Source organism: Glycomyces algeriensis, from assembly GCF_027622855.1.
Lineage (GTDB): Bacteria > Actinomycetota > Actinomycetes > Mycobacteriales > Micromonosporaceae > Glycomyces > Glycomyces algeriensis.
In genome coordinates, this window is sequence record NZ_JAPZVR010000016.1 from 51,601 (window position 1) to 74,538 (window position 22,938).

At 68.7% G+C, this 22,938-nt stretch carries 16 protein-coding genes; 7 read left to right on the forward strand and 9 right to left on the reverse strand.

Going from position 1 to position 22,938, the window contains the following annotated elements; all coding sequences use genetic code 11:
- The first annotated feature begins 159 nt into the window (after positions 1-159).
- The 4 genes from O2L52_RS21245 (at position 160) to O2L52_RS21260 (ending at position 3,194) form a co-directional block, all read left to right on the forward strand.
- A complete protein-coding gene (locus O2L52_RS21245) occupies positions 160-1,341 on the forward strand; it encodes a hypothetical protein (RefSeq protein WP_270118060.1) in 1,182 nt (393 codons plus the stop codon).
- The gene (locus tag O2L52_RS21250) at positions 1,332-1,748 is read left to right on the forward strand and encodes a hypothetical protein (protein WP_270118062.1); all 417 of its coding nucleotides are present in this window, start codon (positions 1,332-1,334) and stop codon (positions 1,746-1,748) included. The genes O2L52_RS21245 and O2L52_RS21250 overlap by 10 nt, the downstream gene beginning before the upstream one ends.
- A 118-nt stretch (positions 1,749-1,866) precedes the next feature.
- Entirely contained in the window at positions 1,867-2,721 is an 855-nt protein-coding gene (locus tag O2L52_RS21255; RefSeq protein WP_270118063.1) for a hypothetical protein, read from the forward strand.
- Complete coding sequence (locus O2L52_RS21260; protein ID WP_270118073.1) at positions 2,718-3,194, forward strand: hypothetical protein; 477 nt, start codon at positions 2,718-2,720, stop codon at positions 3,192-3,194. Before O2L52_RS21255 ends, O2L52_RS21260 begins: the two co-directional genes overlap by 4 nt.
- A 684-nt stretch (positions 3,195-3,878) precedes the next feature.
- Here O2L52_RS21260 and O2L52_RS21265 read toward each other — a convergent pair.
- The 7 genes from O2L52_RS21265 to O2L52_RS21295 all read right to left on the reverse strand — a co-directional run bounded on the left by O2L52_RS21265 (position 3,879) and on the right by O2L52_RS21295 (position 18,263).
- Positions 3,879-8,123, reverse strand: coding sequence for an Eco57I restriction-modification methylase domain-containing protein (locus O2L52_RS21265; protein WP_270118074.1), 4,245 nt, complete (start codon positions 8,121-8,123; stop codon positions 3,879-3,881).
- Entirely contained in the window at positions 8,120-11,254 is a 3,135-nt protein-coding gene (gene drmD, locus O2L52_RS21270) for a DISARM system SNF2-like helicase DrmD (protein WP_270118075.1), read from the reverse strand. Before drmD ends, O2L52_RS21265 begins: the two co-directional genes overlap by 4 nt.
- A gap of 381 nt (positions 11,255-11,635) precedes the next feature.
- Positions 11,636-12,085 (reverse strand): hypothetical protein, encoded by a 450-nt coding sequence (locus O2L52_RS21275; RefSeq protein ID WP_270118077.1) that lies wholly within the window; start codon positions 12,083-12,085, stop codon positions 11,636-11,638.
- Between the two features lie 144 nt (positions 12,086-12,229).
- Positions 12,230-13,924 (reverse strand): DUF6055 domain-containing protein, encoded by a 1,695-nt coding sequence (locus O2L52_RS21280; protein WP_270118078.1) that lies wholly within the window; start codon positions 13,922-13,924, stop codon positions 12,230-12,232.
- Positions 13,925-14,206: 282 nt separating this feature from the next.
- A complete protein-coding gene (locus O2L52_RS21285) occupies positions 14,207-14,719 on the reverse strand; it encodes a hypothetical protein (protein ID WP_270118080.1) in 513 nt (170 codons plus the stop codon).
- Positions 14,720-14,871: 152 nt separating this feature from the next.
- Positions 14,872-15,693: a formate dehydrogenase accessory sulfurtransferase FdhD gene (fdhD, locus tag O2L52_RS21290; protein WP_270118081.1), complete on the reverse strand. Its 822-nt coding sequence runs from the start codon at positions 15,691-15,693 to the stop codon at positions 14,872-14,874.
- Positions 15,694-15,932: 239 nt separating this feature from the next.
- Positions 15,933-18,263, reverse strand: a complete 2,331-nt coding sequence (locus tag O2L52_RS21295; RefSeq protein WP_270118082.1) for an FdhF/YdeP family oxidoreductase — start codon at positions 18,261-18,263, stop codon at positions 15,933-15,935.
- 250 nt (positions 18,264-18,513) lie between these two features.
- On the opposite strand from O2L52_RS21295, the gene O2L52_RS21300 reads away from it, so the two are divergent.
- The gene (locus O2L52_RS21300) at positions 18,514-19,176 is read left to right on the forward strand and encodes a cellulose binding domain-containing protein (protein WP_270118083.1); all 663 of its coding nucleotides are present in this window, start codon (positions 18,514-18,516) and stop codon (positions 19,174-19,176) included.
- Between the two features lie 6 nt (positions 19,177-19,182).
- Here the strand turns inward: O2L52_RS21300 and O2L52_RS21305 are convergent, their stop codons facing one another.
- Positions 19,183-20,388 carry a glycosyltransferase gene (locus tag O2L52_RS21305; protein WP_270118084.1) on the reverse strand — a complete coding sequence of 402 codons (1,206 nt, stop codon included), beginning with the start codon at positions 20,386-20,388 and terminating at the stop codon, positions 19,183-19,185.
- A 138-nt stretch (positions 20,389-20,526) separates the two neighbouring features.
- Between O2L52_RS21305 and O2L52_RS21310 the strand changes: the two genes are divergently transcribed.
- Entirely contained in the window at positions 20,527-21,066 is a 540-nt protein-coding gene (locus O2L52_RS21310; RefSeq protein WP_270118085.1) for a P-loop nucleotide/nucleoside kinase family protein, read from the forward strand.
- A gap of 105 nt (positions 21,067-21,171) precedes the next feature.
- The gene (locus tag O2L52_RS21315) at positions 21,172-22,122 is read left to right on the forward strand and encodes a diacylglycerol/lipid kinase family protein (RefSeq protein WP_270118086.1); all 951 of its coding nucleotides are present in this window, start codon (positions 21,172-21,174) and stop codon (positions 22,120-22,122) included.
- Positions 22,123-22,158: 36 nt separating this feature from the next.
- Here O2L52_RS21315 and O2L52_RS21320 read toward each other — a convergent pair whose 3' ends face one another.
- Complete coding sequence (locus O2L52_RS21320) at positions 22,159-22,893, reverse strand: YqjF family protein (protein WP_270118087.1); 735 nt, start codon at positions 22,891-22,893, stop codon at positions 22,159-22,161.
- Positions 22,894-22,938 lie beyond the last annotated feature (45 nt).

Genomic DNA, 22,938 nt, shown 5'->3' on the forward strand with positions numbered 1-22,938 from the left:
CGCGATCGAACCACGTTCTTACGTCTCGAACGGAGATTCTTACGAAGCATCCGCATCACATTGACCTTTATGGATAGGTCAGAATATAAACGCCGCCCGGTGGCCCAAAGGCTACCAACCAGTTCCACCGGGCGGCCCAACACAAGAAGGAGACCTTCCGTGTCGTCTACGACGATACGCTATTCGGGCGTACCTGAAAACAGCCATTCCCGCGACTTCGACAACAGCCGCGCTTACATCGGCCTTCGTCACCTGACCGATGGCTACTACGACTGGGCGGGCCGTCGCCTGCTCCTCACCGACGGGTCGCCGGACCCCCTGACCCCAGGGGCCTACCGGTTCCAGCACAGCCCTGACCTGTGCGACCAGTCCGCTCGCGAGTCCGATCCGGCCTCGCCTCGCTACGAACCGCCGCACCTGCGCCACCAGCCCGGCGACACCTACGAGATCGGCGGCAAGCCCGACGACCCCGATGACCCGGGCGTCTTCGGTTCACCCGGTTGGCAACCGGACACCCGAACCGGCCGACACCGTCGCGGCGAGCTGCCCGACCCGATGCCGCCGGAGGAGCCGAGCACCGCGCCGGTCGCGAAGCCCGATTTCTCGGACCGGTCGGACCGTCCGAGCACCGGGCCGCGCAGGAACAGCCGATTTTGGCGGGAGGCCCACGAGGACAGGGACGATCAACCTGCAACGCAAGAACAGTCGTACCAGTTCTCGAGGCTCCGAGAAGAGGCCTGGACCCAGTTCCTCCTCAAGTCCGAGCCGCTGGCCGCAGCCCATGAAGGCGTCGACCACAACACCGACCGCATGACGCTCTCGGCCATCGAGCGCGAGTGCGGGCCCGTCCTGCGTCCGTGGATTCAACTGATCCGCTGGATCATCAGCGTCTTCCGAGCCCCGGAAAGGGACGAGGCAGTGCCGGAGTTGCCGGAGTCTCAAGGTCAGCAGGGGAACCAGGCCGAACATGAAGTGATGGCGACTTCCGCTTCGCCGAACGCCGCCGTACCCGTGCAGCGCAAGCCGAGTCCGCACCCGCAGCGCAGCCCGGGATCACTCATGGCCCAGGCGATCAACGGCGCCCGCATGGCTCGCGCAGAACGCGAAGATCCGAAAAGCGACGAAGCGATCGAACGTCACTGGCGCGAGCGTCCGGTCCAAGAGCGGGCGCGCCGCACCCAGTACTCGCCGTTCATCCGCGAGTGGGAAGAGCAGTTCGACACCGGAAGCCAGAACGGCGTCTTCCCCGTCAACCTGACCGGCCGACTCACCGACAACCTGGCCGGTGGACTCGCAGAAGGCTTGGCGGACAAGCTGACCCGAGGTGCGGCATGGGCGTAGGACGACTCGCACCGCACCGCGTCCGGGCCAAGTACGCCCGCGCACTCGCCGAGATCCCGCTGCCGGTCAGGTCGCGCGAGGGGACCGACCCGCGTGCGCTGGTGATGATCGCTTCGGCGACCGTCGCCGACCGAGAGCTGCTCTTCGGGCTCATCCCCCACCACCCCCGCCTGTGGGTGGTCTTCGCCGAATGCGAACCGCCGATCCTCGGCCACCTCACCGGGCTCTCCGACGCCACGTTCAACGGCGGCACCAGCCCCGGGTCCGCGACGGCCCCAGGCGAACCCGAACTCCACATCACCGCGCCGGAACACCTCGACTGGACCCGCCTCGGCGGCCGGTCAGCGACGATCAAACGCGAAGCCGTCGCCGCCTGGCAAGCGGCCCAACGCGATTGCGAAGGGTAGGAACACCATGAACCGAGAAGCAACCCAGACGCTCTTCCGCACCCACGCCGCCGCCCGACTGCGCGGCGACACCCTCGAAGCGGCCCGACTCGCCTCGCAGATCGGCCCGGAACTGCGCATGAACCACGTGCTGTTCCTGACCGCCCTGCTCGCGGGCGTCATCGTCGAGGAGTACGGCTCCCAGCCCGACCCGACCGACCTCGCCAAGATCACGAAGCGCCTGCACGACAAGCACTTCCGCACCGATCCGACCTTCAACGCGCTGCGCGCCGAAGCGATGATCCGAGCCGTGTGCGGGGAATCGATCCTGCTCACAGAGATCCCGTTCGCCGAGCAGCCCGGCTACATCTGGGCGCTCCTGGCCGAACTGGTCCCGCCCGACATCACCGACGACGAACTCACCGACCACTTCGACCTCGCCGAAGAGGCCGGACTGACCTGGATGAGCGAAACCCTCGAGGCCACAGTCCAGAACTACCCCAAGCAGACCCGGCCGGAGTCCGATTCTCCGGCTGAACCACCAGTCGGCCCGCCAGTCGAAGTGCGGGTGGATCTTCCAGTCGGGCCACCAGCCGCAACGCGGGTCGATCCGCCGGTCGAGCCACCAGCTGGGGCACGTGTCGAACCAGCGGCCGAACCGCCGGTCGTTAGGTCGATCGATAGGCAGGTCGAAGACCCGATCGCTATGCCGGTCGAGCAGCCGGTCAGGAAGTCGGTCAAACCTGCGGGCGCGACTCCAGCCGAGCCGCCCGCAGCGCGATCCGCCGTTCAATCGGCAAAGCAATCTGCCGAGCAAACGGCCGACCCAGCGAGCCCGCCACCCATCCAAGATCCAGCCGAATCGACGGAACAACTGACCGAAGCCTTGAACCCGCGAACCGACACACCAAACCCCGAGACGCGGGGCCCCGACGCGCCGACACCGCGATCGGCGTTCCGCGGAACCGCCACACCCGCAAAGGAGTGCGAGTGAACCCCTACGACCTGCATCGCCGACACCTCGCCGCCCTCATCACGGGCGACCACGAGGCCGCCGCGAACCTCCGTCAACGGCTCGGCAGGAACGGCGACGATGCCGCCGCCGACCTCCTCTGCGCCGCGACCGCCATCAGCCTCGAATACCGTTTCGGCCCCGGAGCCGGACTCGGCGCCGGCCCGATCGACTTCGACGAACTCACCGAGTTCCTGACCGAGCTCAGACGCGCAGGTCACGGCACCGAACCTCCGCTCGATTACCTGGCCATCGAAGCGGTGGTCCGCGCCCTCTACGGCGAGCCGCACCTGACCGAACCCCTTGAGCCGCAGAAGAAAAGCCAAGCGCTCTACGCCGCGCTCCAACACCAGGTCGAACGGCATCCCTGGCTCGCCGAGAACGCGGACTGGGTTGTCGAACGCGCCAAGCAGACGGCCCTCATCTGGCTCGTCGGCCGCCCGGTAGCGGACTGAGGTAGGAGGGGGCCGGTCAATCGGTGGGAATCGACCGGCCCCCTCGACCTGCTCGTCGCTGGCCCCCGTGCACGATTCTGCGATTTTCTCGGCGACACCATCGATCCAGGGCCGCATGGTGACCTTGACCATGGGAGAGATCGACCAAGAACTCTCGCCTCGTAGTTTCCTCACGGAGTTCTCAGCCCAGAACGCGTGATCCTACTGTCCCGTATGCCACATACGTTCGATTTAATAGACGGTTTTGTGACAGCGGCGCACCACTGGTCAGCGACTAACCTGGGAAGATGGACTTCACGACCCTCGGCCCCTGGATCGCCGCAGCCGCAGCGACTTCGGCGCTCGTTCGCGCCTTCATAGTCTGGATGGCCCTGCGCGGCACCAAGCCTCAGGATCGCCCCGAAATCCTGCGGGCCTTGCCGAGTCTTCGACCGATCGGCCGCCTCGACCGGCCTAGCCAATCGTGGGAGTATCCATCCGTCGCGACCGCTGGGCCTGAGGGTCGAGAGGCATCCTCAGTCTGATTGCCGCTCTTGGCGTTCAAGCAAAGAGCTACCCGCAAGCGAAAGCCAACCAACGCCGATCCAAGCCGCACCCGCACCCGCTCACCTCGAAGGCAACAAGGTAACCGCTCGGTACGCTTGACCGGCGCAAATGGCACCGAATCCCTCACTCCAGCCACGCTCAGAAGAGCGAATCCTGGCCTTCGGTCTGCGGCTTCGGCTTAGACGCCTTCTTCGCAGCCTTCTTGGCTGCACTGCCTTTCAGGTGAAGTCCCTGCTTAACCTCTTCAGCGTAGCGACGCTGGTTCTCCTCAAGGAGACGGTCAAGGATCTCTTGCCGAGGCCCAGGCGCGATCGTGTACCGGTCGCCCTGACGGGTTTCGTAGTGATCATGGGCCAGCTCAGGAATCAGGTCGTCCCACCCATAGCACCGACAGACTTCGATGTCGATCAGCCGATGAATCTCCCGCAAGTTCAAGATGTCCGCGTCAGATTTCGCCCGGTCATGAACCATGTTGTAGGTGTCAGTCAGTCCAGCCTGCCGAGCCAGCATCAGCTCACGACGCTCAGAATCCAGTCGCTCCCCCAACGCCCGCAGGACGGAAGAAAGCTCCGGCCGAGGAAGTGTATGGAATACGTCGGTTGGGCTGTAGTTCAGATCCCCCGTCCGAGTTGAGCTGTACTTGATTGACCACCAATAATGCGGGGAACTCGACAGCAGTGCAAGGAGCCCGAAATCATTTGATGCGAAGACTACAATCTTTTCATTGAAGACCTGACCGGTTTCGACCATCAACGGTAGTGCAGTCTTGCTGACTCTCGCAAGAACGATGGTCCGTTCCATGCCAGATATGGCGTCATAAAGCTCGAGAGTTGGCCTAGTGAATCTCCACCAGAATTCGCGACGCTGCCTGTTAGCATTTCCTGATCGCTCGGGCTTAACAAGTCTGACTACCTGCTCGTAACAACGCGGGTAATCCTTCGCGCGAGCTTCGGTCCAGTCGCGAAAATTTATGACCCACCGACTGGAAGTGATACTGGGGCTCTGATTTAGATCTTGCCCGTTCAGGTACGGGAACAAAACTTCAGCGTACTTTCGCTCCTCATTGATTATTGATTTTGCAGAATCAGGATCCATCGTAAAACCTAGACCGAGAATATTCGATCCCTGAAATGCAATATCGCTGTTCGCTTCCAATCGCTCAAGCCTACCCGTGGCACGGGACTCCAAATCGAGTGAGGAGCTGATCGCTTGCTCTACGACCGCCCGATCAAAGTAACGTTGAGAATTTTCCCCTAGCTCGAACTTAGAGGTCCAAACTACGCAGTATTCCAAAACCGCGCTCTTCGATGGCCATGGCTCACTCTTAATCGCTGACCTGATCGCACCCCCTTCAGCCACAACTTGGTCCAGTCCAACTTCTCGGGTATCCCCTTGAGCAAGGGTATTCGTTGCAATGAGTCCCGTTTGACCGCTTGTCGACAGGAGGTCTTCAGCTCGAAGCAAGAAGTATGCGACGAGGTCAGCGCTACCTCGTGCTCCCCGGCCGATGAACTCGACCACATACTCGCGGTAGGAATATCCAAGACTTCCCCTGAGCCGCTGACCTCCCAAGAACGGCGGGTTGCCGATGACAGCATTGAACCCACCAACTTCGAAGACTTCCGGAAATACCAGCGCCCAATGGATCGGATCTCTCTCAAAGGCTCCGATCGGCTTGTCGGTTCGAAGCCATTGGGCTGCTTGGCGGTCAAGGTACTCACGAGCCTCATCGGTCTGATTACTGCCGAGATCGGCTGCAATGAGCCAGAGGTTCTCCTTGCGTCGCTCGTCCTCGTCGGCCATCGCTTCGCGTCGATTCGGGTCCTTCGAGCCTCCCGACTTAACACTCCCAGCAAGCCCAGCTCCGACCAATAGGTCCGCATACCGGTAGACCTCAGCCGTTAGCTCTTGTGCCCGTTCGAGAAGCTCCCGCTTCATCTCCTGGTCGGTCGCGCTCTTGTCGCCGATCTCAGCGATGGCCTTTCGTGCCTCCGCAGCCTCGGCGACGATGTCTCGGACATGGGCCGTGTAGTCGAGGATCGTGCCCTCGTGCAGCCTCCGACCCTCAACAGGATCGAGGTGCATGTACTCAAGCTGCTCAACGTTCGTGATGCCGAGGAGGCTGTCCCCGCAGACCAACCGGTCATCAAGAAAGGTAAAAGGTCGGTCTTTGTCCATGGACACCAACCAGAGCGACAGCTTGGCCATCTCGACCGCGGCCGGGTTGATGTCCGCCCCATAGAGGCAGTGCTCGATGATGAGGCGTCGGGCTTCGACCAGGTTCGGGTCCTCCCCCGCACCTTCGCTCTCGTCGCCTTCGAGGACCGCTGCGCGCGGGTCGTCCTCGATCTTCCAGGCCTCCAGCAGCCGTGCAGAGAGGAAGCGGCAAGCGGCGACCAAGAACGCGGCCGAGCCCATGGCGATGTCCGCGACCTTCAGTCCGAGAATGTCCTTGCTGCTCTTGAGCTTCCACTCACTCTCATCAGCGGTCTGGAGCGGGCCCGGCTCATATACCAGCGGCTCAAGAGCGCCCTTCACAACCTCATCCGCAAGCTTCCTGGGCGTGTAGTGCGCCCCGGTGTTCCCGCGAAGCTCGGACTCGGTCATGTAGAGCATGTCCTTGAGGACCACCGTGGCCTGTCCGCGCAGGTCGGCGCGGATGATGCCGTAGAAGGGCAGGAGGCGTTCGGCCAGGCTGCCGTCGTTGCCGGTCACGGCCCGGAGGTCGCGCATGGCGCGTTCGGTCTGCTCGGTGTCCATGGGCGCCAGAAGCTTCGCGATGGCGCTCGCGGAGCCGATGCCGGTCTTGCGCTGCTTCTCGAACCGTTCGTACAGCTCCGCCGCGAGCGCGTCGACGTCCCCGCTCACCGCTCGGCGCATGTCCTCGAGGTCCGTCAGGTAGACCTCGGCTTCTTTGCTCTGGCTGCCGATGAGTCCGACGACGATGTCGTCGGCCCAGCGGCCTTCCCAGGCGAGGAGGCCTTCGTAGACGTAGCCGATCTGCTCGACGCCGAGGCGGTCGAAGTTGAGTTTGCGCCATTCGCCGCGGGGTCGCTTGCCGGAGGCGAGCTGGAGTCCGTTGAGGGACTTGGGGGAACGCTGACGGCCGGCGCTCATCCAGACAGTGGTGACGGATTTGAGAACATTGTGGACGGTGCGGTCGTCGATGGCGAGGGGCTCGGCCATGTCGGTGAGCCAGGGATGCGTGGCCGGGTCGAAGAGGGAGCCGCCGTAGGCCGGGATGGCGAGTTCGGGGGTGTCGACGCCGCGGTGGACGGCGTTGAAGAGGGCAAGGAGCCGAAGCCAGTGGCGGTGGCTCTGTTCGAGGTGGGCTTCGCTGCCGGAGTCGGCGGTCTCGCGGAGTTGCTCCGCCGCTTCGGCAATGGAATAGGACTCGGCGTAGAGCGGGTTGTCGGCGGGGAGGAGGCGGCGTTCCTCGGCGAAGAGGAGGAAGACCAGGCGCATCATGACGGTGACCGCGCCGCGGTAGACCTCGTCGGCTTCGACGAGCCGGGTGGTGCCGTCTTCGGCGGTGACGGTGATGCCGGTGCCGTCGCGTCGCTTCTTGGCGAGGTGGGCGCGGCCGATCGCTTCGACGAGGAGTTCGACTGCCCGGCGGACCTGGACGCCGAGGGTTTCGGTGAGGTCCTCCTCCTTCTCGGCGGACTCCTTGAAGAGGGCGGGGAGCTGCTGCGCGGGTTCGTAGTCGGTGAAGCGGCGGAGGTTGAGGAGGCTGTAGAGGGCGCGGAGGACGTCCCGGTCGCCGCCTTCGGTGATGGTCTCGGTGTCGAAGACGCCGTAGGCGCTCGCGCCGTCGGCGGGGGCGTAGACGAGGGCGAGGTGCCGGCCGTCGGTGGCCATGCCGAGGTCGACCTGGTTGGCGTTGCAGAGGCGCACGAGTCGGTCGATGGGGGCGGCGGCCCAGGTCTCGCCGGGCATGCGCTTGGCGGGGTGGGTGCCGCGCGGGGTGACGAGGCCGATGAGGCGCACGTGCTCGCCGTCGTGGAGGGTGAAGCTCGGTTCGACGGTGGTGTCGTGCTGTCCGATGTGGATCGGCGCGATGCCGTCGACGGGTTCTCCTGGGCGGGAGGCGAAGTGGAGGCCCTTGTCGCCCCAGCCGAGGAAGTCGGCGAGGATCGCGCGGAGCCAGGTGGTGAGCGCGGCGGGGTCGTCTTGCGCGATGGACCAGTCGTTGTGGGCGTGCTTGAGCTGCTGGCGCTGCTCGGGGGTGACGGCGTCGAGTTCGGGCCAGGTGGCGGTGAGGACGGGGAGGGACAGCCAGGGGCCGTCGGTGTCGATGAGTTCGATCCAGTCCTGGTGGCCGCGGGTCCGGTCGGCTCCGGTGCGGCGCTTCCTGAACTGGCGGTTCGCGTTGCGGCTCAACGGTTCTCCCTCTCAGGGACGACGCAGACGATGGCGAGCGGGGTGCGGTGGCCGACCGGGTCGGCGTAGCGGGCGGCGACGCGGCCGACCTCGCGGTCGCGTTCGGTCTCGAGCTGCTCGAGGCGTTCGGCCCAGTGTGCCTCGTCGCGGCGGGCCTGCTGGAGTTCGAGGTCGGCGAGGCCGAACAGCTCGTTCTCGTCCGTGTCGCGGCCCCGGATGGCCGCTTCGAGGGAGGCGCGGAACTGGTCGTAGTCGGAGCGGATGCGGGCCCGCTCCTCCTCGACGCGCTTCTCGAGCTGGCGTTCCAGGGCTTCGCTGCGGGTCTTGGTGCGCCAGTCCAGCGAATCGCTGAGTCCGCGGTGGATCTCCTTGGCGTGCTCGGCGATCCGCAGCTGCGCACCAGGCCCGGCCGCGGTGCCGCGGTCCAAGGCGCTGTCGAGGATCTCGCGGGAGCGGGTCAGGTTCTCCAAGCGGCGGAAACGGCCCGTGCGCAGGTCGAGCCAGCCGCCCACGGCCATGAGCTCCTGGTGCAGTTGCGCGGAGTCGCCGCCGGTGAGCGTGTACTTCGCGTACGCGCCCACGAAGAGGTCCTCGAGGTCGTCGGGGCCCACGACCGCGGACACCCGGTGCAGGTCCACCCGGTCGGTGCTCGCCGCGGCGCGCAGCAGCCGCGCCGACATGTCGACGAGCGGGTGCGAGAGGTGCGCGAGGACCACGTCGTCGCGGCCGCGCGCGATCAACGGATCGAAGGTGATCGGCCGCCGGTACGACTCCTGGCCTTCGGGGACGAACGGCGTGTCCAGGCCGTCGAGCGCGCGGACCCACTCGCCCGTGAGGTCGGGGACCTTGTAGAGCGTCGCGTCGCTCTCGGGGTCAGCGACCGGTTCGAGCTGCACGTTCTGGTGGGCCAGAACAAGAGCCGTGTTGACCACCTCGCGGATCCGCTCGGGGTGGAGGTGCAGCTTGTTCTGGCTCTCGGCGAACACGTCGTCGAGCTCGGCGACCTGCGCGGAGACGTCCGCAGTGGCCTTCAGCTCCCCGCGGCTCTTCCCCTTGGCGACCGCCTGGTTCGTGAGCGCGTCCACGTCCGCCACGGAGACGTCGCCCGCGAGCCGCTTCTGGAGCGCTCCGGCGAGGACCGGGTTGACCGAGCCCAGGTCGGTCTCCATCTGGCTGACCTTCACCGCGACCCGGGCGAGGAACTCGATCTCGCCCTTGAACGCCGAATCGGGCACCGTGGCACCGGGCACGAAGTTGTAGACCTTCGGGTTCTCGCGCTGGCCGTACCGGTCGATGCGGCCGGCCCGCTGCTCGAGCTTGTTGGGGTTGAAGGGGATGTCGTAGTTGACGAGGCGGTGGCAGTGGTTCTGGAGGTCGATGCCCTCCCCCGCGGCGTCCGTGGCGAGCAGGATGCGCAGCGGGTGGGCGGCGGGGTCCGCCTGGAAGGCGAGGCGTATCTGCTCGCGGTCCTCGAGGTCCATGCCGCCGTGCAGGAGTGCGACCCGGTCGCCGCCGAAACCTTGGGAGGCGAGGAGTTCGTGGAGCCAGTGCAGGGTGTCGCGGTACTCGGTGAAGACCACGACCCGCTCGTTCGACCACGACGCGCCGATCTTGCAGGTCTCGTCGAGGAAGGCGAGGAGGCGGGCGGCCTTGGTGTCGGGGCGGGCCGCGTGCTGGACCGCCCAGTCGCTGATCGCGGCGAGGGCCTTTCGCTCGGTCGGGTCGAGGCGCTCCTCGTACCCGGCCGAGCGGCGCAGGGTCTCGTTCTCGTACTCGAAGAGCTCGTCGTCGTCGAGGACGGCGGCCTCGTCGTTGTACTCGTCGAAGTAGTCGGGCACGTCGTCGCTGAACGGGGCCGGTTCGGCCGGGAGTGCGCCGGCATAGGAGGCGTAGGTGTTCGCGAACGCGCGGGGGCTGGAGAGCAGGCGCTTCTTGAGCAGGAGCGTCACCAGGTCGGCCGCGGCCCGGCCGCGGCGGCCCTGCACCCGCCGGGCGCGGCGGGCGGTCGTGAACTCGCTGAAGAGCCGGTGGACCTCCAGCTCGTCGTCCGTGTACTCCAGGCGCAGGTCGCGAACCTCGCGGGACGGGAACTCGGGGTTCCCGTGCGCGTCGACGATGCTCGACTTGAGGCGGCGGATCACCACCGCCTCCTGCGCGGCGGGCGACGGCGTGACGCCGCGCGCGAAACGGGCCGGGTCGAGGATCTCCAGCAGTGCGGTGAACGACTCCGGGTAGCCGTTGTGCGGTGTGGCCGAAAGGAACAGGCGGTGCGTGAAGTGGGCGGCCAGCGCGCGGATGGTCTTCGTCTGCTGGGAGTCGACGGCGTACCGCTGCTTCGGCGCGGCGGGGGCGATGTGGTGGGCCTCGTCGAGGATGAGGAGGTCGAAGAACGGCTTGGTGTGCTCGTCGGCGTTCTTGAGGAGTTCGCCGAACAGGAGCCGGTCGGCTTTGGGGCCGCGCAGCCACGGGAGGCTGACGATGGTGTGGCGGTGGATCTCGAACGGGTTGGCGCCGCTGCCGCGCTCGCGGCGCAGATCGGTGTACGTCTGGGCGTTCACGATGGTGAAGCGGTGCCCGAAGAGGCGGAACATCTCGTCCTGCCACTTGTTGGTGAGGCCGGCCGGGCAGACGATCATGACGCGCTGCGCGCGGTGGCGCAGGATGAGTTCGGAGGCGACGAGGCCGGCTTCGACGGTCTTGCCGAGGCCCACGTCGTCGGCGAGGAGCTGGTTGACGCGGGGTGCGGTGAGGGAGCGCCAGACGGGTTCGAGCTGGTAGGTCTTGACGTCGGCGCCGGAGCGGAACGGGGCCTGGAGTTCGCGGGTGTCGAGGCGGACGAGGGCCGACCAGAGCATGGCGTCGAGGAACGCGGCGGACTGCTCGGGGCGGTCGAAGCCGTCGCGGGTGATCTCGGGCAGGCCGGAGGCGGGGAGCAGGCGGCGGCCGGGCTCGAGCTCCCAGACGAGGCGGAGGGTATCGCCGAAGCCGTCGTCCGCGAGGCTCGCCAACTCGACCACGGTGTCATTGCCTGCGGCGTCGACCGCGGCGACCGTCCAGCGGGAGTCCCTGACCTCGACCCGGTCCCCGACCGACGGCACTGCGACGGACGGTGCTGCGGAAGGTGGGGTCATGGGGTTCCCTTTCCAGGCGGGTTGCGGCTCGAACCGGGACGCATGGGCTGTTTCACGAGGTTATCAAGGGTTCCTTCGCGTCACATTCTCCATCGAGGAGCGTGCCGCGCGGAGGGCGGGTCAGAGGTGGCGCTGCATGCTTCTGAGGAGGTGCAGCAGTTCCCGCAACTCCTCGATCTGTTTCGGTGAGACGGGGTCCTTGGAGAAGTGCATGATCGCGTTCCTGGTGGCGGTCACCTTGTTGAGGCTGTCGACCAGTGAGGTCCGCGCGGACCATCCCAGTCGGTTCCAGTAGTGGTCGGAGGCGATGATCTTGGCGTACTGCCCGAGGGTCAGGTCGGAGGCGCTCTGCGACCGGGGCCCGTGCGATGCCGGTCCGGGTCAGTGGTTGCGCGCGAAGCCGGAGGTCGAGTCCTTCGTGGGGCGGAAGACCATGAAGACCCGCCGCTCCTGCTGGTCGACGAAGGTGCGCTTGGCGGCGATCGCATCGGTCGCGGTCAGGCGTCCGAGGCGGTCGGCCAGCGCGAAGAAGCCGTCGCCGGGCAGTCCCGTGTCGCCGTCGCGGACGAGGACGGTGATCATGAGGTGCAGTCCGGTGGTCCGGGAGTGGTAGGCGGTGATGTCGTCGCAGAGCCTCCCGATCCGCTCGAGGGCGTCGCTGTCGGGCTCGAACGGGCTGCCGAGTTCGCGGTGGAGGTCGTCGTAGGAGAGCGTCGCGCCCTGGGAGGCGTACCGCTTGAGCACCTGCAGTCCGGGTTCGATGAGGGCGGCGTCCTTGGAGGCGGCGTCGTTGGAGGCAGCGTCGTCGAGAGTGGAGTCGTCGTGCGTCATGTCGGGCCTGCTTCTCAGAGAATGCGATCGGACCCGATGAGGGGATGGCCTCGACCGTAACACGGTCGCCCCGTCCAGTACCCGGCTTCGACTCGGCGGAGGCGGGGCGGGCCTTGCGGCCCGCCCCGCCTCCTGTTCCCCAGGTCAAGAAGGTGTGGCGCCGGTGATGGTGAGTTCGTAGGGGAAGGGGTCGCCGACGCCGGTCTGCCACATCGTGTAGTTGCGGTGCTGGGACGGGGTGGCGGCGACGACGAGCATCATGTGGGTCTCCCCGCTCTGGAGCGAGAAGTTCGCGGTCTGGCCCGGTGTGAAGAGCGGGCTGTAGCGGACCGAGAAGTCGGCCTTGACCGCGACGAGGCGGAAGCGCCAGTCGGCGCCGGCGAGGCCGGAGGCGCCGGTGAGCTGGACGCCGATGGTGCCCGCGGTCGGGTTGAGGCGGATCGTGTTGTGGCCGTACTGGTGCGGCGCGTCGGTGTTCGCGATCCGGTAGCGGTTCGAGCCGAGGCTGGTGAGCGGGTCGGTGTGGAGCGGGCGGTAGCTGCCGCCGCGCCACAGGTCGGTGCGCATGGCCGGGCCCTGGTCGAAGTCGTAGACGACCTGCCGTGAGGTCATCTCGCCGATGAGGGTCGCGAACTCCTGGTGGTCGAGTTGGAGGACGCGTTTGATCGTGTCGATCGGGTGCTCGCCCTGGCGGGCCTCGAACCAGAGCCGGTCGACCGCTTCGGCGCCGTAGAGCTCGGCGATGGTGTCGAACATGAGCCAGTCGCCGTAGTAGGTCTCCTGGGCGAGCCAGCGGTAGTGCTGGCGTTCGAGGTAGTAGCCGGAGCCGAGGACGACCTCGGGCCGCTGCATGCGGGCCATGTAGTTGGCGTGGGCCTCCCAGACCGGTCCCGCGATGGGGTTGCCGTGGCCCCAGCCGCCGCCGTTCCCGTTGTCGGCGTTGATGTCGCTGGCGTAGGACTGCATGATGTGGTTGAACTCGTGGGATTCGACCCAGTCGTCCCAGATCTTGTCGTAGGGCAGGCACATGTGGCCGACGCCGGCGTCGTCGGGCCCGGCCCAGTTGGCGGGCGGGAGGAACCCGTTCGACCAGGTGCCGCAGAGGTAGAGGTTGATGCGGTAGCGGGACCCGGCGCTGTGGTCGGCGGGGTCGACGAAGCCGACGTCGTTGACGTAGAAGTCGTAGATCTCCTCCATGTGGTTCGCGACCCACTGGGGGTAGTTGTCGTAGCCGTGCTGGCGGCCCCAGGCGACGGCGTCGACGGCGTCGCCCCAGCGGACGGTGAAGTTCGCGGACTCGACGTAGTTCCTGGTGGAGGCGCCGGCCTCGATGAGGAAGCTGGGGGTGCGGGTCTGCTTCTGCTGCTGGGGGTTCCCGGTGGGCTCGGGTTCGGTGGGCGTCTGGGTCGGGGTGCTGGTGCCGCCGCAGGCGACGCCGTTGACCTTGAACCCGGTGGGGATGGTGCCGGTGCCGGTCACGGTGAGGCCGAAGACCTCTTTGGTCTGGCCGGCGCCGATCTGGGCGTTCCAGCCGACGTCCTCGCCGGTGAAGTGGGCGCCGGACGCGGTGTGGTCGACGTTCCAGGCGTTCTGGACGGAGGAGCCGGAGGGGAGGTCGAACTCGACCTTCCAGCCGTTGATCGACTCCGATCCGGCCTTGATGGACACGGCCGCGTTGTGGCCGGTGCCCCATTGGGAGGTGATGGCGTACTGGACGGCGTCGCATGCGGCGGCAGATGCCGGGACTGCCGCCACCACTGCGACGGACGCGGCCATGACCGCTCCTACCGCCAGTCCGACGGCGCCGAGCCGCCGTTTCCGGGTTCGTGTGGCTTCCATGGATCGAGCTCCTTCGCTCGGGCGCGACGGCTTCGGCGCGCCCGCAGCCGGAACCGCGGCGGCCCTGTGAGCACGCTGAACGCGGGCCCACGGCGCCGACCGCAGTTAATATTTACGGACGTAAATATTAGATCCCGCCTGGAAGTGCGAGCACAAGCGCAGGGGATTTCTGAAACCAATTACGCAAATCGCACGAAACGGCATCGGGCCGGTCGCGCGCGGCGAACCGCCGGGCCCGGTCCGGCGGGAGCGGTGGGGGCTACCGCCGGACCGGGCGGGACCTCAGCCGCGACGCCGGGCGTCGGCCCGCTGGAAGGCGGTGACGGCGGCGTTCACGGCCGCGGTGCGGCGGAGGAACCCCTGGTCCCTCGACCTGCGGAGTGCTTCGAGGCTGGTGCGGCGCCGCTGCAGGGACCGGCCGAGCCAGGCCTGCCAGGCGGCGCTCGCTTCGACGCGGCCGACCGTCTCGGCGCTCCAGAGCGGCATGGGCCTGCGGGCGCCCATGTGGTGCGGGTTCGACTTGTAGCGTTCGGGGCCGGGCAGGAAGTCGCGGATGGCGGTCTCGGTCCAGCCGCGGGTCCGGAGGATCGGCTTCGTCACCCAGATCTGGGTGCTCACGCCACCCGGAGGGCTGCCGCCGAAGTACCGGCGCGGGCGCTTGGCGTCGCCGCGGAACGCGTCGCGGCGCTCATTGCAGGAAGCGCCCCGCGCTTGCGGGCGCCCCGGCGAAGCGTTTCGGAGGACGAGCTCTCTGATGCGGGCCTTGATGTCTGCGGATGCGGGTTCGTCGTTCACGGGCTGCAGCCTCCGTTCGTCGTCGTCTGCGAACGAACGTAGCCAGCGCGGAAGTTACTTGTCGGTAATGACACGCCGGGACACCGGCGGTTCCCGCAACGAGTTGAGGCGGTAGGGCATCAGTACCCAGCGCCCTCAGCACGCCCGGTGCGTCAGGTGATGCGGTCGGGCCGGGCGTAGAGGTTCATGGTGTCCTCCCGCACGAAGCCCGCGAGGGTCAGCCCGGACTCCTCGGCGAGGTCCGCCGCGAGGGACGAGGGGGCCGATACCGCTGCGAGGGCGGGGATCCCGGCCATGACCGCCTTCTGGACGAGTTCGAAGGAGGCGCGTCCGGAGACGGCGAGCACGTTGCCGCGCAATGGGACCCGGCCTTCCCGGAGCGCCTGGCCGAGGACCTTGTCGACCGCGTTGTGGCGGCCAACGTCCTCCTTGGCGGTGATGAGGTCGCCGTCGGCGGTGAAGAGGCCCGCGGCGTGGAGGCCTCCGGTGCGGTCGAAGATCTTCTGCGCCTTGCGGAGCTGATCCGGGAGGGAGGCGAGGACTTCGGCGCTGATCAGGGTGTCGTCCTCGGCGACGCTCCATGCGGCCTTCGTGCGGACGTCCTCGAGGCTGTCCTTGCCGCACACCCCGCAGGCCGAGGTGACCGTGGTGTTCCGCTTCGCCGACTTCGGCGGGGCCGCCACGTCGGTGGCGAGGACGATGTCGAGGAGGTTGTAGGTCTGCTCGCCGTTCGCGTCGACGCCGGCGCAGTAGCGCATGGTCACGATGTCCCGGGGCCTGGTGATGACCCCTTCGGCGAGGAGGAACCCGGTCGCGAGGTCGAAGTCGTCGCCGGGGGTGCGCATGGTGACCTGCAGCGATTCGCCCCCGACCCGCAGCTCGAGGGGTTCTTCGACGGCAAGGGTGTCGACCCGCTCGGATCGGTGCTCCCCGGCGATGCGGGTGGTCTTGCGGCGGACGGTGACGCGGCCCATCGGGCTTCAGGTTCCCTTCAGGTGGCTTCAGCTCCCCTTCAGGTTCGGCGAGCTCTACTGGCTTGTATAGCGCGGCGGGCCACGAACGGCGAGGAAGGAGGTCCGAACTCACGACCGGGCGGATCCCGGAAGTAGCGTTCGCGGGTCGGCATCCGCCGACCCGAAGGCCGGCGAACATCGGGGTGGGTGGGGTGGGGCGGGGGGAGGGGCCCCCAGAAGGCCCGGGCCCCGGAATCGAATCAGGTGCGCGCCACCCCGGACGGCTCGCCGCTGTCGGGCTCGAAGCGCACCACGATCGATTTGGAGGTGGGGGTGTTGCTGGACTCGGCGACCGAGTCGAGCGGCACGAGCACGTTCGTCTCCGGGAAGTACGCGGCGGCGCAGCCGCGCGCCGTCGGGTAGTGCACGATCCGGAAGTGCGGGGCGCGCCGGTCGCCGTCGGACCATTCGCTCACCAGGTCGCAGAACGCGCCGTCGGCCAGACCGAGCTCGGCCGCGTCCTCGGGGTGGACCAGCACGACCCGCCGGCCGTTGTGGATGCCCCGGTAGCGGTCGTCGAGCCCGTAGATCGTGGTGTTGAACTGGTCGTGGCTGCGCAGCGTCTGGAGCAGCAGCCGCCCCGGCCCCGCCTCGGGCGAGGTCACCGGGTTGACCGTGAAGTTCGCTTTGCCTGTGGCCGTAGGGAACACGCGCCCGTCGCGCGGCGCGTGCGGCAGCGCGAACCCGCCCGGAACGCGGGCGCGGGCGTTGTAGTCCGCGAAACCGGGCACGACCCGCTCGATCCGGGCGCGGATCAGGTCGTAGTCGGCCGCGAACTCCTCCCAGGTCACCGCGTCGTCCGCCCCGAACACGGCGCGGGCGAGCCCGGCCACGATCGCGACCTCCGAGCGCATGTCCGGGCTCAGCGGCGGCACGCTGCCGCGCGAGGCGTGCACGATCCCCATCGAGTCCTCGACGGTCACGAACTGCTCGCGCCCGCCCGGCGCGTCCACATCCGTGCGGCCGAACGCCGGCAGGATGAGCGCCCGCGTCCCGGTCACCACGTGCGAGCGGTTGAGCTTCGTCGAGACGTGCACCGTCAGGCGGCAGCCGCGCATGGCGGCCTCGGTGGCGGCCGTGTCGGGCGTGGCCGCCACGAAGTTGCCGCCCATCGCGAAGAACACGCGCACCCGGCCGTCGCGCATCGCGCGGATCGTGTCCACGGTGTCGAGGCCGTGGTCGCGCGGCGGCGCGAAGTCGAACTCGGTGCCGAGGGCGTCGAGGAACCGGTCGGGCATGCGTTCCCAGATGCCCATCGTCCGGTCGCCCTGGACGTTCGAGTGCCCGCGCACCGGGCACACGCCCGCGCCCGGCCGCCCGATGTTGCCGCGCAGGAGCAGGAACGCGACGATCTCGCGGATCGTGGGCACGGCGTGCTTGTGCTGCGTCAGGCCCATCGCCCAGCACACCACGATCGTGTCCGCGGCCAGGACCATCGCGAGGAGCCGTTCGATCTCGGCGGCCGGCAGGCCGGTGCGCTCGACCGCGTCGGCCAGCGCGGCGGCGTCGCCGGCGGGGTCGTCGATGCCGTGGTGTGCCGCGAAGTCCGCGAAGCCGTGGGTGTGGGCGTCGATGAACGCGCGGTCGAGGGCGGTGGGGTCGGTGGTGGAGGCGCGCAGGATCATGCGGTTGAGGATGCTGAAGAGGGCGAGGTCGCCGCCGACTTTGATCTGCAGGAAGAGGTCGGTGAGGGTGGTGCCGCGTCCGGCGAGGCCGCGGGCGGTCTGGGGGTTCTTGAAGCGCTGCATGCCGGCTTCGGGGAGGGGGTTGACGGTGGCGATGCGGGCGCCGGCGTGTTTGGCCTTCTCGAGGGCGGTGAGCATGCGGGGGTGGTTGGTGCCGGGGTTCTGGCCGGCGACGATGATGAGGTCGGCCTGGTGGAGGTCGTCGAGGGTGACGCTGCCTTTGCCGATGCCGATGGTCTCGGCGAGGGCGGAGCCGGAGGACTCGTGGCACATGTTGCTGCAGTCGGGGAGGTTGTTGGTGCCGAGGCGGCGGGCGAAGAGCTGGTAGAGGAATGCGGCTTCGTTGCTGGTGCGGCCTGAGGTGTAGAACGCGGCGGCGTCGGGGGTGTCGAGGTCGTCGAGTTCGGCGGCGATGAGGTCGAAGGCGTCGTCCCAGCTGATCGGCTGGTAGTGGGTGGCGTTCTCGGCGAGGTGCATCGGTTGGGTGAGGCGGCCTTGCTGGCCGAGCCAGTAGCCGGATTTGTCGGCGAGGTCGGCGACGGGGTGGGCGGCGAAGAATTCGGGGTCGACGCGGCGGCGGGTGCCTTCTTCGGCGACGGCTTTGGCGCCGTTCTCGCAGAATTCGGCGGGGTGGCGGTGGCCGGGTTCGGGCCAGGCGCAGCCGGGGCAGTCGAAGCCGCCGGTCTGGTTGACGTCGCGCAGGAGGGGGAGGCCGCGTTTGGCGCCGGCTTGGGCGCCGACGACGCGGAGGGAGTTGGCGACGGCGGGCAGGCCGACGGCGTGGTGCTGGGGGCGGCGGACGTCGGGTGCGTCCTGGGCCGGGTCGAGTTCGGGCGCCTTGCTCATTGGTGCAGTGTAGGTGGGCGGGGTGCGGTGGCGGGTGGGGAACACTCGGTGGCGGGCGGGGCGCGGGGGTTGGTTGCGGGTGGCGGGTTTTCTGGATGAAATGCCAGCTCTTGGTGGCAGAGCAGGGGGTATCGGGGCGAATCGGCGCGGACTGTTCGGGCGGGTCGGTCCGGGTAGGCTGAACGTCGCGGACCGTCGCGGGGTCGCCGTCCCGGTCCCGTGGTGCGGTCCTCTGCGGAAGGCGGTGGTGATGGACGAGGCTGATGGCGCGCTTGACGACTCGCCTGGTCGGCGTGGTCGTCTGCACGGCCGCCTGCTGCAGTTGCTGGGTGTGGTGTCGGCGGTTGCGGCGGTGATCGCTTTGTGGCAGTTCGTGGTGTTCGGTGATGATCCCGACCGTGATCCGGTGAGCATGGCCGAGGGGCTGGAGACGTTGTCCATTCCGGAGGGTTCGAGCTCGTCTGGTGCGGTCGCTTCGGTCAGTGCGTCGAGTTCGCCGATCGAGTCGCCTTCGGAGTCGAGTGCGGCGGCGACGTCCGATGCGCCGACGAGTGCGAGCGCGGCGCCGTCGTCTTCGGAGGAGGCGACTTCGGGTGCGGCGGAGGAGGCTGCGCCGGCGTCGTGCACGGCGAGTCTGACGGTCGAGAAGGAGTGGGACGACTCGGTGGAGGTCCACGTCGAGGTGGTCAGCACCGGGGATGCCGCGTTGGGGGCGTGGGAGATCGACCTGGATCTGCGCGATGTGGACATTTACAATCACTGGAACATGCGGGATCTCGACCACGGCTGGTACGGCAGCGAGGACTGGAACGGGCGCCTCGATCCGGGTGAGAACGCGGTCGCGGGGTTCCAGGCGGAGACCGATGACCGCGTGGAGCTGCCCGGTTCGGTGTCCTGCACGGCGGTGGTGTGAGCCCTTTCAGGCGGTGAGGAGTGTCGCGGCGGCGCTCGCGCCGTCGGGGCGGATCGTCGCGGCCGTCGCGGCGGCGCGGTCGCGGGTTTCGGCGGTCAGGGCCGTTGCCATTGCGGCGGTGAGTGATGCGGTGGTGAGGTTCGGTCCGGGGTGCGCGGCGCCGATGCCGAGTTCGGCGACGCGGCGGGCCCAGTAGGGCTGGTCGACGATCTGCGGGAGCACCACTTGGGGCGTGCCCGCGATCGCGGCGGCGGTGGTGGTGCCGGCGCCGCCGTGGTGGACGACGGCGGCCGTTCGCGGGAACAGCGCCTGCTGGTTGACCTCCTCGACCGCGATGCAGTCGTCGTTGTCGTCGATCGGGGCGAGGCCGGCCCAGCCGCTGGCGAGGATCGCCCGCAGGCCGTGGCGGCGGGCCGCTCCAACGGCGACGCGGGCGATGCTTTCGCTGGGGCGCACGGGAATACTGCCGAATCCGATGTAGACCGGCGGCGGCCCGCTTTCGAGGAACGCCTCCAGTTCGGCGGTGAGCGGGCGGTCGTCGGGGAGGATCCAGGCCCCGGTCTGCACGGCGTCGAAATCGCGCGGGTGCCAGGGGCTGAGCACGGTGTCGGCCGCGAGCCAGGGCCGACCGGTGTAGACGCGGTCGCGGACGTTCGTCCAGGGCGGCAAGCCGTTCGCGGCCCGCAGCCGGTTGACCGGCTCACCGTAGAGGGCGTGCATGCTGGCGGCGTCGTGGGCCCACAGCTCCCGGTTGTCGGTGACGCCGCGCGGGAGCGGTCGGCCGGGCCGTTCGGGCGGCCGGTGCATCAGCGAGGGCAGGAGCGTCGGCTGGAAGCTGACATGGTGGTAGCGGAGGCCGAGCGCGTCGGCGGCGGCCCGCGCGGCGGCGGCGACGGGGAACATGCCGGTCGCGACGATCGCGTCGAATCCTGTTGCCGCCGTGATGATCCGGTCGAGCTGGTCGGCGAGGATCGCGGCGGTCCGCGCCGCGAAATCCCCCTCGGACGGCGGCCCGGTGCCGGTGACCAGCGGCCGCACGGCCGCCCCGGCGGGCACCATCGGCACCTCGGCATTCGCGAGCAGCCGCGCGAACTCGGGGTCGGGAGGCGCGCACACGACCGCCTCCGCGCCCTGCGCGCGCAGGCGCACCGCGAGGGCGGCCATCGGTTCGACGTCGCCGCGCGAACCGTAGGTCGAGAGCAGGACGCGCATCGGTCCCCCGTTCGAACGGTTGGGGCGTCTATTCTGCGCCGCGCATGCAAGGACCGGTGCCCCGGCGGGGCAGCCCGTGCGGGAGGATCGTCGGAGCGGCCCTCCCGTTGGGCGGCTTCGAGGATCGGGAGGCTGCCGATGGATGACGGAAACGCCGTGAGTCCGCAGGTCATCGTGTTCACCGGGCTGCCGGGGACGGGCAAGTCCACGCTCTCGGAGCGCCTCGGCCGGGCGACCGGCGTGCCGGTGTTCGCCGCGGACTGGCTGATGGGCTCGCTGGTGCCCCACGGAGTCCTGAACGACCTGGAGTTCGAGACCTACGCGGCGCTCCACGACGGCCTCATGGAGACGCTGATCGTGCGCCAGCTCCGGCTGGGGCAGTCGGCCATCACCGACTGCGTGGTCGACGACGCGACCGCCGAGCGGTGGGCCGGCATCGCCGCCGAGTACGGTGCGCGGCTGCGCGTCGTCGAGTGCATCTGCACCGATGCGGCACTGCACCGCAGCCGGGTCGAGGGCCGCGTCCGCGGCATCCCCGGCTGGCACGAGATCGACTGGGCGCACGTCGAGCACATGCGCAATGAACTGCCGCCGTTCACGCTGGACCGGCTCGTCACCGACGCTGTGGACCCGCTCGAGGCCAATATGGACAAGGTCCGCGCCTACGTGTCGCTCTGATCGTCTCCCGGAGGTGGGTTGCGGCCCGCCCCCGCCACCAGCGCCAGTAGGCTCGCAGGCCTACCGACAAATCGGTGCAATCGAAACGCGCGGAAGGGGAGCGAGATGAGCGGCAGTCGGATCGCGATCGTGTGGAACCCGTCGAAGACCTCGCGGGAGGACCTCGAACGCGCGCTTCCCGCGAGCGCCGCTGACGCGGAGGTCTCGTGGCATGAGACCACCCCTGACGACCCCGGGCAGGGTGCGACGGGCGAAGCGCTGGCCGCCGGTGCCGCGGTGGTGGTCGCGGCGGGCGGCGACGGGACCGTGCGGGCGGTCGCCGAGCGGCTGGCGCAGGGCGCCTCGGCCGAACTCGCGATCGTGCCGTTGGGCACCGGCAACCTCCTCGCGCGCAACCTCGGTGTGCCGCTCGGCCTCGCAGGCGCGCTCACCCGGGCGTTCGAGGGCGAGTCGCGCGCCTTGGACATCGGCTGGATTACGGCCGAAGTGGACGGTGCGAAGTCGCGTCAGGCGTTCGCCGTCCTCGCGGGCATCGGCCTCGACGCGCACATGATCGTGGAGACCGACGAGGACCTCAAGAGCAAGGTCGGATGGCTGGCCTATGTGGAGTCGCTCGGACGCGCCCTGAGCGCGAGCGCGGTGGTGAAGATGGCGATCGCCGTCGACGGCGCGGCACCCGAACGCGCCGAAGGGCACACGCTCCTGGTCGGCAACTGCGGCACCCTCCAGGGCGGCATCGCGCTCCTGCCGGACGCGGACCCCTCGGACGGCGAACTCGACCTGCTCCTCCTCAGCGCGGAGGGCATGGGCCAGTGGCTCGACACGCTCCGCTCCTTCATGTGGGACAACGGCATCCGCCGACTCTTCAGCCGCCACGAACGCGCCGAGAGCGCCGACACCGCCACCCACGGCAGGGTCCGCCGCGTGACGGTCGAGCTCGCAGAACCGCGCGTACTGGAGGTCGACGGCGACGACCTGGGCGAGACCGCCGCCTTCACCATCGAAGTCCAACCCGAAGCCGTACGAGTGCGCTGCGACGCCGCCGCCAAGCAGTGACCAGGGCGCGTCCGCTGCTCAGTGCCGGATTCCGTCTCAGGCCGATTCGGGGCGGCCGAAGCGCACTGCGACGCCCGGTGACCAGAGGACGCTCATCGGCGCGCCGGTGACGGGCAGGCCCGCCGCTGCGAGGAGGTTCTCGTCGCATTCGAGGAGTTCGGCGCGGTGCAGGGGCCAGCGCGGGTGGGCGTTGGGGAGGTACCGGAGGCGTCCGGCGACGGTGTGGTGGAGTCCCCAGCGGGCGGTGAGGAAGTGCTCGAGCGGGGTCGGGTCGGTGAGGGGCCGGCCGGCGCGGACGGTGATGCGGGAGCGGGCGTCGCGGGGTCCGGGCCGGCGGCGGGCGCTGGTGTAGGTGCGGGTGTCGCCGCTGGTGCGGAGGTTCATGCGCGACCAGACGTAGGGCAGGCGGAAGCCGATGCGGGCGGCGAGCACGGGGATGAGCCGGGAGGCGTCGAGGGAGCGGAAGACGACGCCGCGGCGGCCGTGCCGGTCCACCGAGTAGAGGCGGACGTTGGTCTCGGGGAAGGTGCCGAGGTAGGGGATGCCGGGGAGGCCGAACCAGCCGACGCGGTACATGCGGAACGGGACGAGGCCGACGTACGTGGCGCCTTCGAAGGTGTCGGGGACGGTCCCGGCGGGGAGGAGGCGGGCGACGCTTGCGACCGGGACCTCCCAGTGGAGGAAGGCCAGGTCGAGCCAGGACTGGGTGAGCAGCGGGCGGGTGATGGCCGCGCGCGGCTCGGGCGTGACGGGTTCGGGCGTCGGGTGCACGGTTCCAGCATCGCAGGGCCGGGCGGGTGGGCGGGGGCCGTTGGC

What these genes read in the sequence shown, in the direction of transcription:
- O2L52_RS21250 (WP_270118062.1), top strand. Translation starts at nt 1,332, where the DNA reads ATGGGCGTAGGACGACTCGCACCGCACCGCGTCCGGGCCAAGTACGCC.
- O2L52_RS21255 (WP_270118063.1), top strand. Translation starts at nt 1,867, where the DNA reads ATGAACCACGTGCTGTTCCTGACCGCCCTGCTCGCGGGCGTCATCGTC.
- drmD (WP_270118075.1), bottom strand. Translation starts at nt 11,254, where the DNA reads ATGACCCCACCTTCCGCAGCACCGTCCGTCGCAGTGCCGTCGGTCGGG.
- O2L52_RS21275 (WP_270118077.1), bottom strand. Translation starts at nt 12,085, where the DNA reads ATGACGCACGACGACTCCACTCTCGACGACGCTGCCTCCAACGACGCC.
- O2L52_RS21280 (WP_270118078.1), bottom strand. Translation starts at nt 13,924, where the DNA reads ATGGAAGCCACACGAACCCGGAAACGGCGGCTCGGCGCCGTCGGACTG.
- fdhD (WP_270118081.1), bottom strand. Translation starts at nt 15,693, where the DNA reads ATGGGCCGCGTCACCGTCCGCCGCAAGACCACCCGCATCGCCGGGGAG.
- O2L52_RS21295 (WP_270118082.1), bottom strand. Translation starts at nt 18,263, where the DNA reads ATGAGCAAGGCGCCCGAACTCGACCCGGCCCAGGACGCACCCGACGTC.
- O2L52_RS21300 (WP_270118083.1), top strand. Translation starts at nt 18,514, where the DNA reads ATGGACGAGGCTGATGGCGCGCTTGACGACTCGCCTGGTCGGCGTGGT.
- O2L52_RS21305 (WP_270118084.1), bottom strand. Translation starts at nt 20,388, where the DNA reads ATGCGCGTCCTGCTCTCGACCTACGGTTCGCGCGGCGACGTCGAACCG.
- O2L52_RS21310 (WP_270118085.1), top strand. Translation starts at nt 20,527, where the DNA reads ATGGATGACGGAAACGCCGTGAGTCCGCAGGTCATCGTGTTCACCGGG.
- O2L52_RS21315 (WP_270118086.1), top strand. Translation starts at nt 21,172, where the DNA reads ATGAGCGGCAGTCGGATCGCGATCGTGTGGAACCCGTCGAAGACCTCG.